The 13977-nt window shown below is 71.8% G+C and carries 13 protein-coding genes; 7 read left to right on the forward strand and 6 right to left on the reverse strand.

The genetic code is table 11. The features are described from left to right. The 3 genes from CCS38_RS25290 to CCS38_RS25300 all read right to left on the reverse strand — a co-directional run. Positions 1-1024, reverse strand: a 1024-nt coding sequence (locus tag CCS38_RS25290) for a CaiB/BaiF CoA transferase family protein (RefSeq protein WP_223735614.1), incomplete at its 3' end; no start/stop codon positions are given. After that, positions 1024-1788, reverse strand: a complete 765-nt coding sequence (locus tag CCS38_RS25295) for a crotonase/enoyl-CoA hydratase family protein (protein ID WP_223735615.1) — start codon at positions 1786-1788, stop codon at positions 1024-1026. The genes CCS38_RS25290 and CCS38_RS25295, both read right to left, overlap by 1 nt. Before the next feature lie 82 nt (positions 1789-1870). Continuing rightward, positions 1871-2632, reverse strand: a complete 762-nt coding sequence (locus tag CCS38_RS25300) for a 3-hydroxyacyl-CoA dehydrogenase (RefSeq protein ID WP_223735616.1) — start codon at positions 2630-2632, stop codon at positions 1871-1873. A gap of 117 nt (positions 2633-2749) precedes the next feature. Between CCS38_RS25300 and CCS38_RS25305 the strand changes: the two genes are divergently transcribed. The 3 genes from CCS38_RS25305 (at position 2750) to CCS38_RS25315 (ending at position 6378) form a co-directional block, all read left to right on the forward strand. Further along, a complete protein-coding gene (locus CCS38_RS25305; RefSeq protein WP_223735617.1) occupies positions 2750-3811 on the forward strand; it encodes an MBL fold metallo-hydrolase in 1062 nt (353 codons plus the stop codon). A gap of 76 nt (positions 3812-3887) precedes the next feature. Beyond that, positions 3888-4733, forward strand: coding sequence for an acyl-CoA thioesterase (locus tag CCS38_RS25310; RefSeq protein ID WP_223735618.1), 846 nt, complete (start codon positions 3888-3890; stop codon positions 4731-4733). A gap of 46 nt (positions 4734-4779) precedes the next feature. After that, positions 4780-6378, forward strand: a complete 1599-nt coding sequence (locus CCS38_RS25315; RefSeq protein WP_223735619.1) for a long-chain-fatty-acid--CoA ligase — start codon at positions 4780-4782, stop codon at positions 6376-6378. Between the two features lie 199 nt (positions 6379-6577). On the opposite strand, the gene CCS38_RS25320 is transcribed toward CCS38_RS25315, so the two are convergent. After that, complete coding sequence (locus CCS38_RS25320) at positions 6578-7399, reverse strand: crotonase/enoyl-CoA hydratase family protein (RefSeq protein WP_223735620.1); 822 nt, start codon at positions 7397-7399, stop codon at positions 6578-6580. 86 nt (positions 7400-7485) lie between these two features. On the opposite strand from CCS38_RS25320, the gene CCS38_RS25325 reads away from it, so the two are divergent. From CCS38_RS25325 to CCS38_RS25340, 4 genes are all read left to right on the forward strand, one after another. Continuing rightward, positions 7486-8748, forward strand: coding sequence for an acyl-CoA dehydrogenase family protein (locus CCS38_RS25325; RefSeq protein ID WP_223735621.1), 1263 nt, complete (start codon positions 7486-7488; stop codon positions 8746-8748). Continuing rightward, positions 8745-10094: a phosphotransferase family protein gene (locus tag CCS38_RS25330; RefSeq protein ID WP_223735622.1), complete on the forward strand. Its 1350-nt coding sequence runs from the start codon at positions 8745-8747 to the stop codon at positions 10092-10094. Before CCS38_RS25325 ends, CCS38_RS25330 begins: the two co-directional genes overlap by 4 nt. A gap of 119 nt (positions 10095-10213) precedes the next feature. After that, positions 10214-11371, forward strand: coding sequence for an acyl-CoA dehydrogenase family protein (locus tag CCS38_RS25335; RefSeq protein WP_223735623.1), 1158 nt, complete (start codon positions 10214-10216; stop codon positions 11369-11371). Positions 11372-11395: 24 nt separating this feature from the next. Beyond that, entirely contained in the window at positions 11396-12568 is a 1173-nt protein-coding gene (locus CCS38_RS25340) for a thiolase family protein (RefSeq protein WP_223735624.1), read from the forward strand. Here the strand turns inward: CCS38_RS25340 and CCS38_RS25345 are convergent. Beyond that, on the reverse strand, positions 12502-12891 hold the full coding sequence (locus CCS38_RS25345; RefSeq protein ID WP_223735625.1) for a hypothetical protein: 390 nt from the start codon (positions 12889-12891) through the stop codon (positions 12502-12504). The two genes, CCS38_RS25340 and CCS38_RS25345, sit on opposite strands and share 67 nt — an antisense overlap. 121 nt (positions 12892-13012) lie before the next feature. Beyond that, positions 13013-13975, reverse strand: coding sequence for a TauD/TfdA dioxygenase family protein (locus CCS38_RS25350; protein ID WP_223735626.1), 963 nt, complete (start codon positions 13973-13975; stop codon positions 13013-13015). Positions 13976-13977 lie beyond the last annotated feature (2 nt).

Here is a 13977-nt window from a genome sequence, read left to right on the forward strand (position 1 = left end):
CGGCGAGGAACGTGCCGCGGGCCGCGTTGTGCGGGTGCGCCGCGGCCTCGGTGAGGGACAGGACGGGCGTGACACACGCCTGGGTACCGGCGAAGTGCGCGGCCCACTCGTCCCGGGTGCGGGTCGCGAAGACCGCGGCGAACCGCTGCCGTACGACGGGCCAGCTCTCCTGCGTGCCCTGCGTGCCCTGAGTGCCCTGCGTGCCGCACTCGGGATCGTCCGCCAAGCCCAGTCCGCGCACCAGATCGGCGTAGAACTGCGGCTCGATCGCGCCGACCGCGACGTGCTCGCCGTCCGCGCAGCGGTAGGTCGTGTAGAAGGGCGCGCAGCCACTGAAGAGGTTGACGCCGCGTTCGTCCCGCCACATCCCGTGGGCGAGAAACCCGTGGGTCATGGCGAGCAGCAGGGCGCTGCCGTCGGTCATGGCGGCGTCCACCACCTGGCCGCTGCCGGTGGCGCGGGCGTGCAGCAGCGCGCTGACCACGCCGAGCGCCAGCAGCATCCCGCCGCCGCCGAAGTCGCCGATCAGGTTGAGCGGGGGGACGGGGTCGCCGCCCGCCGGGCCGATGGCGTGCAGTACGCCGGTGAGTCCGATGTAGTTGATGTCGTGGCCGGGGGCCTGCGAGAGCGGGCCGTCCTGGCCCCAGCCGGTCATCCGCCCGTACACCAGGCGCGGGTTACGGGCCAGACAGTCCTCCGGGCCCAGGCCCAGCCGCTCGGCGACGCCCGGCCGGAACCCCTCGATCAGGGCGTCGGCGGAGTCGGTCAGGCGCAGTACGGCCGCGGCGCCTTCGGGGTCCTTGAGGTCGACGGCCACTGACCGGCGGCCGCGCAGCAGGACCGTGTCGGCGGCGCTGATCCGCGCGCCGGGCCGTTCGATCCGTATCACCTCGGCACCGAGGCCGGTGAGCACCATCCCGGCGAACGGGCCCGGTCCGATGCCGCCGAGCTCGATGATCCGGACCCCGGCGAGCGGCCCGCGGGCCGGGGCCTTTTCTTCGGTTTCTTCGGTTTCTTCGGTCATCAGCGGCCGGTCCAGCGCGGGGCGCGCTTCTCGGCGAAGGCGCGCGGGCCCTCCTTGGCGTCCTCGGACACGAACACGGGCTCGACCAGGGCCTTCTGCCGTTCCTTGGTCTCGGCGGCCGGCCAGACGGTGGAGCCCACGACGACCTCCTTGCTGACCCGGACCGCGAGCGGGCCGTTGGCCGCGATGGCGGCGGCGAGGTCGCGGGCGCCGTCCAGCGCGCCGCCGGGCTCGGCGAGCCGGTTGACCAGGCCGTAGCCGTGGGCCCGGTGGGCATCGAGGAAGGCGCCGGTCAGGGCCAGTTCCATGGCGATCTGGTACGGCAGGCGCTGCGGCAGCCGCAGCAGTCCGCCGGCCGCGGCGACCAGACCGCGCTTGACCTCGGGAAGGCCGAACTGCGCGTTGTCGGCGGCCACGATCAGGTCGCAGGCGAGGGCGAGTTCGCAGCCGCCGGCCAGCGCGTACCCCTCGACCGCCGCGATCAGTGGCTTCCGGGGCGGCGCGTCGGTGAGGCCGGCGAAGCCGCGCCCCTCGATGCTGGGGCGCTCGCCCTTGAGGAACGCCTTGAGGTCCATTCCGGAGCAGAAGGTGCCGCCGGCGCCGGTGAGGATGCCGACGGCCAGGTCGTCTCGGGCGTCCAGCTCGTCGAGCGCGGCGGCGACCCCCTCGGCGACGCTCAGGTTGACGGCGTTGCGGGCCTCGGGGCGGTTGATCGTGATGACGGCGATGCCGTCGGAGAATTCGGTATGGACCGCATCGGTCATCGGTGGCTCCGTACGGGGTCGGCGGCCGCGAAGGGCCGGTGCGGGGCGTTTTCTTCGGGGCCGGTCCGGATGATGCGGGCTCTTACTTCGGGGCCATCCGGATGGCCCCGTCGAGGCGGATGACCTCGCCGTTGAGCATCGGGTTGTCGACGATGTGCGCGACCAGCGAGGCGTACTCGTCCGGGGTGCCGAGCCGCGACGGGTGCGGCACCTGCTTGCCCAGCGAGTCGCGCAGCTCCTGCGGGGCGCGGCCGAGCAGCGGGGTGTCGAACAGGCCCGGCGCGATTGTCGTCACGCGTACCTGACGGTTCGCCAGGTCGCGGGCGATGGGCAGGGTCATGCCGACGACGCCGCCCTTGGAAGCGGAGTACGCGGCCTGTCCGATCTGGCCGTCGAACGCGGCCACCGACGCGGTGTTGACGATGACGCCCCGGTCGCCGTCCAGGGGCTCGTTGCCGACCATCTCCGCCGCGGCCAGCCGGATCACATTGAAGGTGCCGATCAGGTTGACCGTGACCACCTTGCTGAACCGCTCCAGCGGGAAGGGGCCTTCCTTGCCCACCGTACGGGCGGATCCGCCGATGCCGGCGCAGTTGACGGTCACCCGCAGCGGCGCGGGCGCAGTCGCGGCCTCGACCGCACGCGTCACGTCCGCCTCGTTGGTGACGTCACCGGCGATGAACACCGCCCGCTCGCCCAGCTCCTTGGCCACCGCCTCGCCGTCGGAGGACGGCAGGTCGAGCAGCACCACATGGGCGCCCGCGGCCAGCAGTTTCTTTGCCGTGGCCAGGCCGAGGCCGGAGGCCCCACCGGTGACAAGAGCGGAAACACCATCGGTGCGCATGAGAGAACCCCATTTCCTTCCCTGCGGCGGACTGCCTCTGCTAACTTAACGATCGTTCGGCAACTGCCGCCCACAGGCAACCACAGCCCTATGGCGGTGTCAACGGAAAGGACGACCGTGGCACTTGAGATCAGCGGCACCGTGCAGTGGCAGGCGTGGCAGGACCGCGTCCTGCCGCCGGTCGAGCGGGTACGCGAGGGGCTGTGGTCCATTCCCGTACCCATCCCGGACAACCCGCTGCGCTACGTCCTGGTATACGCGCTCGAAGCCGCCGGCGGCGTCGTGCTCGTCGACGCCGGATGGGACGCCGAGGTCTCCTGGCAGGCCCTCAACGACGGCCTGGCCGAGATGGGGACCGCCGTCGAGAACGTCAAGGCCGTCCTCGTCACCCACAGCCACCCCGATCACCTCGGCCTGGCCGGCCGGGTGCGCGAGGCATCGGGGGCGTACGTGGCTCTGCACGCCCTGGACGCCACCCTCCTGGGAGCGGACGCCGAAACCCGGGACAAGTGGCACAGCAGCCTCCTGCGGTACCTGACCGTGCACGGGGTGCCCGGCGCCGAGGCCGCCGCGACGGTGGACGGCTTGAACAGCGACCTGGTGTTCCGGGCCGCCCGGCCGGACGTGCTGCTGCAGGACGGCGAGCGGATCGAGCTGCCGGGGCTGGACCTGCGGGTGGTGTGGACCCCGGGGCACAGCCCCGGCCACTCCTGCTTCTACGAGCCCGAGCGGCGGCTGCTGTTCTCCGGCGACCATGTGCTGCCCCGGATCACCCCGGCGGTCGGCGTGTACGCCCAGACTCCCGGCGACCCGCTGGCCGACTTCCTGCTCTCACTGGAGCGGCTGGAGCGGTTCGACGTCGAGGAGGTGCTCCCGGCGCACGAGTACCGCTTCCGCCGGCTGGACGCGCGGCTGGTCCAGATGGCACGGCACCACACCGAGCGGCTGGCGGAGACGCTCGCCGCGGTGCGGGCGGCGTCCGGCGCCACCGCGTGGGAGCTGGCGGCCCGGCTGAAGTGGTCGCGCCCCTGGACCGCGTTCGGTGTGCAGCAGCGGCGGTTCGCCCTGGGGGAGACACTGGCGCATCTGAAGCTGCTGGCGGCGAGGGGCGAGGTTGCCGAAGTCTCCGAGGCCGCCGAAGCCGGGAGCGGACCGGCCCGTTGGTACCCGACTCGTTGACATCGCCGCGGTCCGATTGGAAGAGTGCACCTTTGTCGAACGTGTCGAACGACCGTTTAGCTGAGAGGCGCTGAGCGTGATCAAGGCCAAGTTCACCCAGCCGCTGCCGCCGCCCGCGCCCGCGGGCGTCTCGCTCCCGGAGCTGCTCGATCTGGAGACCGTGGACCGCGACCTGTACCGCGGGAACGTCGTCTTCGACGAGCCGTTCGCGCTCTTCGGCGGGCAGGTCGCCGCGCAGGCACTGATGGCGGCGGGCCGCACCGTCGGCCCGGACAGGACACCGCACTCCATGCACGGCTACTTCCTGCGGGCCGGGGACTCCGGCCGCCCGACCGTGTTCCGCGTCGAACGGGACCGGGACGGCCGCTCGTACTCCGCGCGCCGGGTGGTCGCCCTGCAGGACGGCAAGGTCATCTTCAGCATGTCCGCGTCGTTCCACGTCACCGAGGACGGCCGGGACCTCCAGGCGTCGCCGGTACCGGACGCGCCCCCGCCGGACACGCTGCCGACCGGGACGATGCCGCGGCTGGCCTCCTTCGAGGCCCGCCAGCCGCAACAGCCCTACCCCGAGGCGTCCTGGCCGACCCGTTTCTGGGCGCGCTGCACCGCGGACCTCGGGGACGACCCGCTGCTGCACACCGCCGCGCTGACCTACCTCTCCGACGTCCTCAGCGGCCTCGCGCCGCTGCGGGACGAGAGCTGGACACCGATGAGCAGCCTGGACCACGCGGTGTGGTTCCACCGCCCGGTACGGCTCGACGACTGGGTGCTGCTCGACCTCGTACCGCATACAACGGGTGGCGGGCGCGGCTGGTACACCGGCACGGTCAGCAGTGCCGACGGCGTCCTGCGGGCGAGCCTCACCCAGGAGCAGCTGTACCGGCAGCGCCGCACCCCACAGGAGAAGCGCACCTCGGAGTGACCTTCAACCGCACCTCACCGGAGACGGCGAGGGAGAGGGAGGCCGTATGCAGGCACACGACAACGACGCCGTGTCCGCCGCCCGACGGATGTCGTACGGGGCCCAACTGGCCCGCTGCGCAAGGAAGTGCCCCGACCGCGTCGCGCTCCGGCACGGCACGCGCGCGCTCACCTTCACGGAGCTGGACGAGCGGGTCAGCCGGCTCGCGAACGCGCTGAGCGCCCGCGGCGTCGAGCGCGGCAGCCGGGTCGCGGTCGTCATGCACAACCGGATCGAGGCCGCCGAGAGCTATCTGGCCGCGGTCCGGCTCGGGGCGATCGCGGTGCCGGTGAACTTCCGGCTCGTCGCCGCCGAGATCGCGTACATCCTCGCCGACAGCGGCGCCACCGCGCTGCTGGTGGACGAGCGGCTGGCCGCCACCTGCGCGGAGGCGGCGCGCGACGCCGAGGGGCCGATCGCCGTGCTCGTCACCGGGGACCCGGCCGCGTACGGTCCGGACGCCGAGCGGTACGAGGCCGTGCTCGCCGCAGCCTCGCCGCAGGACCCCGGTATCGACGTACCGGAGAACGATCCGGCGTTCCTCATGTACACCTCCGGAACCACCGGCCGCCCCAAGGGCGCGGTGCTCACCCATCTCAACCTGGTCATGGCCGCCTTCACGGTGCTCTCCGCGACCGGCGGCATCCAGCGCGAGCCCGATGTCGCGCTGCTCGGGGTGCCGATGTTCCACATCGCCGGGCTGAGCGTGACCCTGCGCGGGCTGCTCGACGGCGGCCGGCTGGTCATCGACGCGTCGCCGGCGTTCGATCCGGCGGCCTTCGTCGACCTGCTGGAGAAGGAGCGGATCACCAGCTGCTTCCTCGTACCGAGCCAGTGGCAGGCGGTCTGCGCGGTGCCCGGCATCAAGGACCGCGAGCTGGCGCTGCGCACGTTGGTGTGGGGCGCGTCGGTCGCACCGCCGTCCGTACTGGAGTCGCTGCAGGACTGCTTCCCGGAGGCCCCTGCGTACAGCGCGTTCGGGCAGACCGAGATGAGCCCGACCACCACGATGCTGCGGGCCGAGGACGCGGTGCGGAAAATGGGGTCGGTCGGCACCCCGCTGCCCGGTATCGAGGTACGGATCGTCGACGAGGAGATGCGGGATGTCCCGGTCGGGGAGGTCGGCGAGATCGTCTACCGCGGGCCGACGACGATGCTCGGGTACTGGAACAAGCCGGCGGAGACCGCGGCCGTCTTCGCGGGCGGCTGGTTCCACTCCGGCGACCTGTGCCGGATGGACGAGGAGGGCTTCATCTACGTCGTCGACCGCAAGAAGGACATGATCATCTCCGGCGGGGAGAACATCTACTGCGCCGAGGTCGAGGCCGCCATCGACGCGCACCCCGGCGTCGCCGAGGTCGCGGTGATCGGCGTCGACCACCCCAAGTGGGTACAGACACCGCGCGCGGTGGTCGTCCCGGCCGACCCCGCGAACCCACCGGCAGAGAAGGAGCTCATCGACCACTGCCGCTCCAGACTCGCCTCGTACAAGAAGCCGACCTCGGTGGTCTTCGTGGACGCCATGCCGCGCAACGCGAGCGGCAAGATACAGAAATTCCGGCTGCGGGAGCGGTACGGCGGGGCCGCGGGCGATATCCACGACTGAGGGTGCGTCACGCACCCCGTAAGGGGCGCGGGGAACTGCGCGAGCGGCCACGACGATGCCGCGGTCGGTCGCCGGGGGATGTTCCCCCCCCCGGGCCCGGAGGCCACGCCCCGAGCTCGGGGGCGCTACCGAGCTCGGGCCCGGTGCCGCGCCGCGTCGGCTGAGCGCGCAGTTCCCCGCGCCCCTGGCCGCGCCCGGCTCAGACGTCCGTGAACCGGGGAGTGCGCTTCTCGAAGCGTGCTGCCACCGCCTCCGCCTGGTTGGGGCTGCCGATCAGGGCGCCGATCTCCTTCTGCTCCTCGGCGAAGCCGGTGCCGAGGTCGGTGCGGCCGCCCAGGTCGAGCAGCCGTTTCGCCGCGCGGACCGCGTGCGGGCTGTGCTGCGCGATCTGCCCGGCCAGGGCGAGCGCGTCGGCGAGCGGGTCGGGCGCGGTGCGGGTGGCGAGGCCGATGCGGGCGGCCTCCTCACCGCCGACGATCCGGGCGGTGAGGGTCAACTCCTTCGCCACGTCCCGGCCGACGAGCTCCGGCAGCAGCTGAGTGCCCGTCATATCCGGTACCAGCCCCCACGCCACCTCGAACACACTGAGCCGGGCGTCCGGTGCCACGATCCGGATGTCGGCGCCGAGCGCGATCTGCAGGCCCCCGCCGAGCGCGTTGCCGCGCAGCGCGGCGATCACCGGCACCGGCAGCTCGGCCCACACATACGCCGCGCGCTGTCCGGCGGCCTGCGCCGGCCCGTCCGACGGCGGGAGCTGCGCGAGGCCGGAGAGCCGCTGCCCGTCCCGCATCGCCCGGAACGAGGTGAAGTCCAGACCGGCGCAGAAGTCCGGGCCCTCGCCCGACAGCACCACCACCCGCACACCGGGCTCGCTCTTCAGCCCTTCCCCGGTCGTCACGAGCGCCTCGAACATCGCCGGGTCGAGCGCGTTGCGTTTCTCGGGCCGGTTCAGCCGGACATCGGCGATCCCGTCGGCCAGCGTGACGGTCACCCGCTCGGACGTCTCGGACGTGCTTGCCATCCGCTTCCTCCCTCTTCCCTCGGCCCTCTTCCCTCGGCGTTGAGAACGCTGCCATGCTAGCCGAACGATCGTTAAGGAGGGCTCATATGGAGTATGAACTGCCCACCGAACTGACCAGGAAACTCGCGGAACTCGACGCGTTCATCGAGCGCGAGATCGCGCCCCTGCAGGCCCAGGACGACAACGAGCGCTTCTTCGACCACCGCAGGGAATGGTCCCGTACCGACTTCGAGAACGGCGGCGTACCGCGGCCCGAGTGGGAAGAGCTGCTGGCCGAGATGCGCCGCCGCGCCGACGCCGCGGGCTGGCTGCGGTACGCACTGCCCAAGGAGGCCGGCGGCCGGGACGGCACCAACCTCGACATGGCGGTGATCCGCGAGCACCTGGCGCGCAAGGGCCTCGGCCCCCACAACGACCTGCAGAACGAGTCCTCCGTGGTCGGCAACTTCCCGTTCGCGCACATGCTCCTCGCGTTCGGCACGCCCGAGCAGCAGGAGGAGTACCTCCAGCCGATGCTCACCGGGCAGCGGCGGATCGGCTTCGGGCTGACCGAGCCCGAGCACGGCTCCGACGCCACCTGGATGGAAACCACCGCCGTCCGGGACGCCGGGGGAGACTGGACCATCAACGGCGCCAAGCGGTTCAACTCGGGGCTGCACACCGCCACTCACGACGTGGTGTTCGCGCGCACCAGTGGCGAGGACGGCGACGCCCACGGCATCACCGCCTTCTTCGTGCCCACCGACGCGCCCGGCTTCTCGGTGGACTTCCACTGGTGGACGTTCAACATGCCCACCGACCACGCCGAGGTGACATTGCGGGACGTACGGGTGCCGGGCTCCGCGGTCTTCGGCGAGGTCGGGGAGGGGCTCGCGGTCGCCCAGACCTTTGTGCACGAGAACCGCATCCGGCAGGCCGCCTCCGGCGTCGGGGCCGGTCAGTACTGCATCGACCGCAGCGTCGCCCACGCACGGGAACGCGTGACGTTCGGCGCTCCGCTGGCCACCCGGCAGGCGATCCAGTGGCCGCTGGTGGAGCTGCACACCGAGGCGGAGATGCTGCGCGGGCTGATCCGCAAGACGGCGTGGGAGCTGGACCGGGTACCGCACTCGGAGATCAGCGACAAGGTCTCGATGTGCAACTACCGGGCCAACCGCTTCGTCTGCGAGGCCGCTGACCGGGCCATGCAGGTGCACGGCGGGCTCGGCTACACCCGGCACACCCCCTTCGAGCACATCTACCGCCACCACCGCCGCTACCGGATCACCGAGGGTTCGGAGGAAATCCAGCTGCGGAAGGTGGCCGGGTATCTGTTCGGGTTCGCGGGGCCCGGGAAGAGGCGGCAGTGAGCGCCGCGCTCTCCCGGCAGCTCGCCGCCAGGCTCACCGCCGTACTGGGTACGCGCGTCACCATCGACGGGCTGCACCGGCTCACCGGCGGAGCCAGCCGCGAGACCTGGGCGTTCACCGCCGTACCGGCAGCAGGAGAACCGCGGCGGCTGATCCTGCGCCGCGATCCGCCGGGCGCGGGGCGCCCCGAGGGGATGGCGCGCGAGGCCGCCGCGATCGGGGCGGCCGCACGCGCCGGGGTGCCCGTACCGCCGCTGCTCGACTCCGGTACCGACCCGGCGACCGTCGGCGCGCCGTACCTGATCACCGCCCATGTCGACGGCGAGACGATCGCCCGCAGGCTGCTGCGCGAACACGAGTACGCCGAGGCCCGCGAGGGCATGGCCGCCGAGCTGGGCCGCGCGCTGGCCCGGATCCATGCGATCGACGTCGGTACCGTGCCGGGCCTGGAGTCGTTCGACCCGCTGGAGCGGTTGCGGGAGAGCTGCGACGCGCTCGGCGAGCCGCTCCCGGCCGTGGAGATCGCGTTGCGTTGGCTGGCCGGGCACCGGCCCGGCGCGGTGCCGGAAGCGGTGGTGCACGGTGACTTCCGTACCGGGAACCTGATCATCGATCCGGGCGGGCTGCGGGCCGTCCTGGACTGGGAGGTCGTGCACCGCGGCGACCCGCGCGAGGACCTCGGCTGGCTCTGCGTGAAGTGCTGGCGCTTCGGTTCGGCGCTGCCGGCCGGCGGCTTCGGGACCGTGGCGCAACTGCTCGACGGGTACGCCGAGGTCGCCGGTCACCGCCCCGATCCCGAGGCGGTGCGATGGTGGCAGATCTACGGGACGGCGCGCTGGGCGGTGGGGTGCCGGACGATGGCCTGGTGGCATCTGTCCGGCGAAACCCGGTCGGTGGAGCTGGCCGCGGTCGGGCGGCGGGTCTGCGAGCAGGAGCACGATCTGCTGCTCGCGCTCGGGATTCCGCCGGACCCGGACGACAGCGGCGCGGTCGGCGGGCGGACGCCGTGGGCGGATCTCCACGGGCGGCCCAGCGCGCCCGAACTGGTCGCCGCCGTCGCCGAGTTCCTCCGCGAAGAGGTCATGCCCGCCACCGACGGGCGTACCGGATTCCTCGCCCGGGTCGCGGCGAACGTCCTCGACGGTGTCGAGCGGGAGCTGTGGCTCGGCCCGGACCAGGCCCGGCGGCACCGCGACCGGCTCGACGCGCTCGCCCTCCGCGACCGGGCAGCGCTTGCCGCCGCGATTCGCTCCGGCGTGCTCGACGCGTCCGACCCGGCCCTGCTGGCCGCCGTACGGGCGGAGGTCACCGACCGGCTCGCGGTGGCCAACCCGCGCTACGCCTGACGCGTACGCCTGACGCGTACGCCTGACGCGGGGAGCGCTGTCTCTGGACAGGTGTGCAGTGCAGGTATAGCTTCATAACTTAACGATCGTTCGAGAGACCGCGGAACAAAGGGGTTGCTGTGCGCCTTTCGGTGTTCAACGAGGACCACGAGGCTTACCGCCAGACGCTGCGGGACTTCATCGAGAAGGAGGTCGCGCCGGTCCACCACGAGTGGGAGGAGCAGGGCCACCCGCCGCGGGACTTCTACCGCAAGCTCGGTGAGCTGGGCGTACTGGGCATCCAGGTGCCGGAGGAGTACGGCGGCGCCGGCGAGCGCAGCTTCAAGTTCGCCGCGGTCACCATGGAGGAGACGGCCCGGGCCGGCGTCTCCTTCGGCAACTACTCGGTGCACGCCAACCTGATCCTGCCCTACCTCATGAAGTACGCCACCGAGGAGCAGAAGCAGCGCTGGCTGCCCGGCTTCGCGAGCGGCGACCTCATGACGGCGATCGCCATGACCGAGCCCGGCACCGGCTCGGACCTGGCCAACATCCAGACCAGGGCGCAGCTCTCCGCGGACGGCCGGCACTACATCCTCAACGGCGCCAAGACCTTCATCACCGGCGGTGCGCTGGCCGACCTCGTCCTGGTGGTGGCGCGCACCGCCCCGTACGACCCGGAGGACCGCCGCGCGGGCCTGTCCATCCTGTGCGTGGAGACCGCCTCCGAGGGCTTCGCGGTCGGCCGCAAGCTGCAGAAGATCGGGCTGAAGGCGTCCGACACCGCCGAACTGTCCTTCACCGACGTCAAGGTGCCGGTGGAGAATCTGCTCGGCGAGGAGGGCAAGGGCTTCTCCTACCTCTCCCACAACCTCCCGCAGGAGCGGCTGTCCATCGCGCTGGGCGCCGCCGCCTCCGCGGCCGCCGCACTGCGCTTCGCGACCGGATACGTCAAGGACCGCACCGTCTTCGGCAAGCCCGTCGCGCACTTCCAGAACACCAAGTTCGTACTGGCGGAGTGTGCCACCGAGGTCGAGGCGGCGCGGCTGTTCGCCGACCGGGCCCTGGAACTGCACGATGCCGGGGAGCTGACCGTCGCCGATGCGGCCAAGGCGAAGCTGTACTGCACCGAGGCGGCGGGCCGCGTCATCGACAAGTGCCTTCAACTGCACGGCGGTTACGGCTACATCACCGAATACCCGATCGCCCGCCTCTACGCCGACACCCGCGTTTCGCGCATCTTCGGCGGCACCAACGAGGTCATGAAGACCATCATCGCCAAGTCGCTCGGCCTGTGACGACACTCCCGAAAGGACCCCTCCATGCGTGACGCAGTCATCGTCGACGCCGTACGTACACCCGTCGGCAAGGGCAAGCCGGGCGGCGCGCTGTCCGGCATCCACCCCACCGACCTGTCGGCGCACGTCCTCAAGGCGCTGGCCGAGCGCAACGGCCTCGACCCGGCCACCGTCGACGATGTGATCTGGGGCTGCGTCTCCCAGGTCGGCGAACAGGCCGGCTGCATCGGGCGGTACTCGGTACTCGCCGCCGGCTGGCCCGAGCACGTCCCCGGCCTGACCATCGACCGCCAGTGCGGCTCCTCGCAGCAGGCTGTGCACCAGGCCGCCGCGGGCGTCATCGCCGGCCAGTACGACATCGCCATCGCGGGCGGTGTCGAGTCGATGTCCCGGGTGCCGATGGGGGCCAGCCGCTCCGGCGGCCAGTTCGGCGAGGCGTACGGCCCGCTGGTCGCCGAGCGGTACGACCACTACCGCTTCAACCAGGGCGTCGGCGCCGAGATGATCGCCGAGGAGTTCGGGCTGCACCGGGAGGAGCTGGACCAGCACGCGCTGGACTCGCACGCCAAGGCCGCCCGCGCGATCGACGAGGGCCGCTTCAAGGGCCAGATCGCGCCCGTCACTGTCACCGACGCGGACGGCAACGAGCGCGTCTTCGACACCGACGAAGGCGTGCGCCGCGGTGGCACCCTGGAGAAGCTGGGGAGCCTGACGACCCCGTTCAAGGAGAACGGCGTCATCTCCGCGGGCAACGCCTCGCAGATATCCGACGGCGCGGCGGCACTGCTGGTGACGACGCGGCAGATCGCCGAACGCAACGGCTGGACCCCGCTCGCCCGCTTCCACACCGGTACGGTCATCGGCGCCGACCCGATCACCATGCTCAAGGGCCCGATCCCGGCCACCCAGAAGGTGCTGGAGCGGGCCGGTCTCGACCTGGCCGACATCGGGGCCTTCGAGATCAACGAGGCGTTCGCCTCCGTATCGCTGGGCTGGCAGCGCCGGACCGGCGCGGACTACGACCGGCTGAACCCCAACGGCGGCGCCATCGCCCTCGGCCACCCGCTCGGCGGCTCCGGCGCCCGTCTGATGACCACCCTGGTCCACCACATGAAGGACAACGGCATCCGCTACGGCCTGCAGTCCATGTGCGAGGGCGGCGGCATGGCCAACGCGACCGTCCTCGAACTGCTCTGAACCCCGCCCTGCACGCCTGCTTTCATTGCGATGTCCCGTAGCAACTGCGGGAGACATAGCTGGGGGCGTCCTTCCTGCGCAGTGCACACAGGTGCTTTGAGCTTGCGGGCCAGTACGACATGGGGGTCGTCGCCGGGCGCCAACGCCAGCAGATCGATGACGTGCAGCGCCTCCTGCAGCCGGCCGCCATCACGGAGCCGGGTGGCATGGTCGAGTACCGCCTGCTTGTCGGTGATGGCGTCGGCGCGCGCGGCGGCTGCGACGTCATCGACGCCCATGCCCCGATTGAGCCGCTCGACGACCGCGCGGCGCAGCCAGCGCAACGCGGCGGCGGTCGCGGTCAGTTGCCGAACTCGGGGATCATGAGCGCCGGGCCGAGCGCGGCGAGCTTACCCACAGCTTCACCCCACGACTCGGCAATCTTGCTACCGCCCCATCCTAGGGTTACGACTCCGCTGCAGTGGCGGAGGCGCCGGAGGCCGGGCCGAAGGCGGGGGCCGGCACGGATTCCGGGGACAGCAGCACGGAGGGCCGGCCGTCCACGCCCACCGGGACGTCGCCGTCGATCGTCACCCGGCGCAGCTTGCGCACATGGTCGTCGGAGTCGTCCACGCCGTAGTGCTGGGTGGCGCGGTTGTCCCAGATCGCCACGTCGCCGACCTGCCACTGCCAGCGCACGGTGTTCTCCGGCCGCTCGATGTGGGACTGGAAGAGGTTCACCAGGGCGCGGGAGTCCGCTCCGGTGAGGCCGGTGATGCGCTGGGCGAAGTTGCCGAGCAGCAGGACGCGTTCACCGGTTTCCGGGTGCACCCGGACCACCGGGTGCTCGGTGCGGAACTTCGTGGCGGTGAAGATCTCCCGGTAGTGGAGCAGCTGCTCGGGCGCGGCGTTGGGGCGCAGCGCCGCGTAGTCGTAGTCGTTGGTGTGCTCGGCACGGAGGCTGTCGGCGAGGGCGCGCAGCGGTGCGGGGAGGTTGCTGTACGCGGTGGCGGTGTTGGCCCACAGGGTGTTGCCGCCGTAGGGCGGGATGACGACGGCACGGAGGATGGAGAAGGCCGGGTAGGCGGGGACGAAGGTGACGTCGGTGTGCCACTGGTTGGCCCGGCCGCCGTAGTCGGAGTCGATCGGCAGGGCGTAGCGGCCGTCGGCGGAGGGGACGGTCGGGTGTGCCACCGGGGTGCCGAGGAGCGTGGCGAACTGCTCGTGGCTCTCCTCGTCCAGGTGGTGTTGGTCGCGGAAGAAGATGACCTTGTGTTCCAGCAGGGCGGCGCGGATCGCGGCAACCGTCTCGGGCGCGAGGTCGCCGCCGAGGCGTACTCCGGAGAGGACGGCGCCGAGACGGCCGCCGACCTTCTCGACGGTGAGCGTTCCGGCAGCGGGGGCGGGCGCTGTCGTGGTGGAAGGCATGA

Source organism: Streptomyces purpurogeneiscleroticus, assembly GCF_020024005.1.
In the GTDB taxonomy this organism is placed as follows: domain Bacteria; phylum Actinomycetota; class Actinomycetes; order Streptomycetales; family Streptomycetaceae; genus Streptomyces; species Streptomyces purpurogeneiscleroticus.

What these genes read in the sequence shown, in the direction of transcription:
- CCS38_RS25295 (WP_223735615.1), bottom strand. Translation starts at nt 1,788, where the DNA reads ATGACCGATGCGGTCCATACCGAATTCTCCGACGGCATCGCCGTCATC.
- CCS38_RS25300 (WP_223735616.1), bottom strand. Translation starts at nt 2,632, where the DNA reads ATGCGCACCGATGGTGTTTCCGCTCTTGTCACCGGTGGGGCCTCCGGC.
- CCS38_RS25315 (WP_223735619.1), top strand. Translation starts at nt 4,780, where the DNA reads ATGCAGGCACACGACAACGACGCCGTGTCCGCCGCCCGACGGATGTCG.
- CCS38_RS25320 (WP_223735620.1), bottom strand. Translation starts at nt 7,399, where the DNA reads ATGGCAAGCACGTCCGAGACGTCCGAGCGGGTGACCGTCACGCTGGCC.
- CCS38_RS25325 (WP_223735621.1), top strand. Translation starts at nt 7,486, where the DNA reads ATGGAGTATGAACTGCCCACCGAACTGACCAGGAAACTCGCGGAACTC.
- CCS38_RS25340 (WP_223735624.1), top strand. Translation starts at nt 11,396, where the DNA reads ATGCGTGACGCAGTCATCGTCGACGCCGTACGTACACCCGTCGGCAAG.
- CCS38_RS25350 (WP_223735626.1), bottom strand. Translation starts at nt 13,975, where the DNA reads ATGCCTTCCACCACGACAGCGCCCGCCCCCGCTGCCGGAACGCTCACC.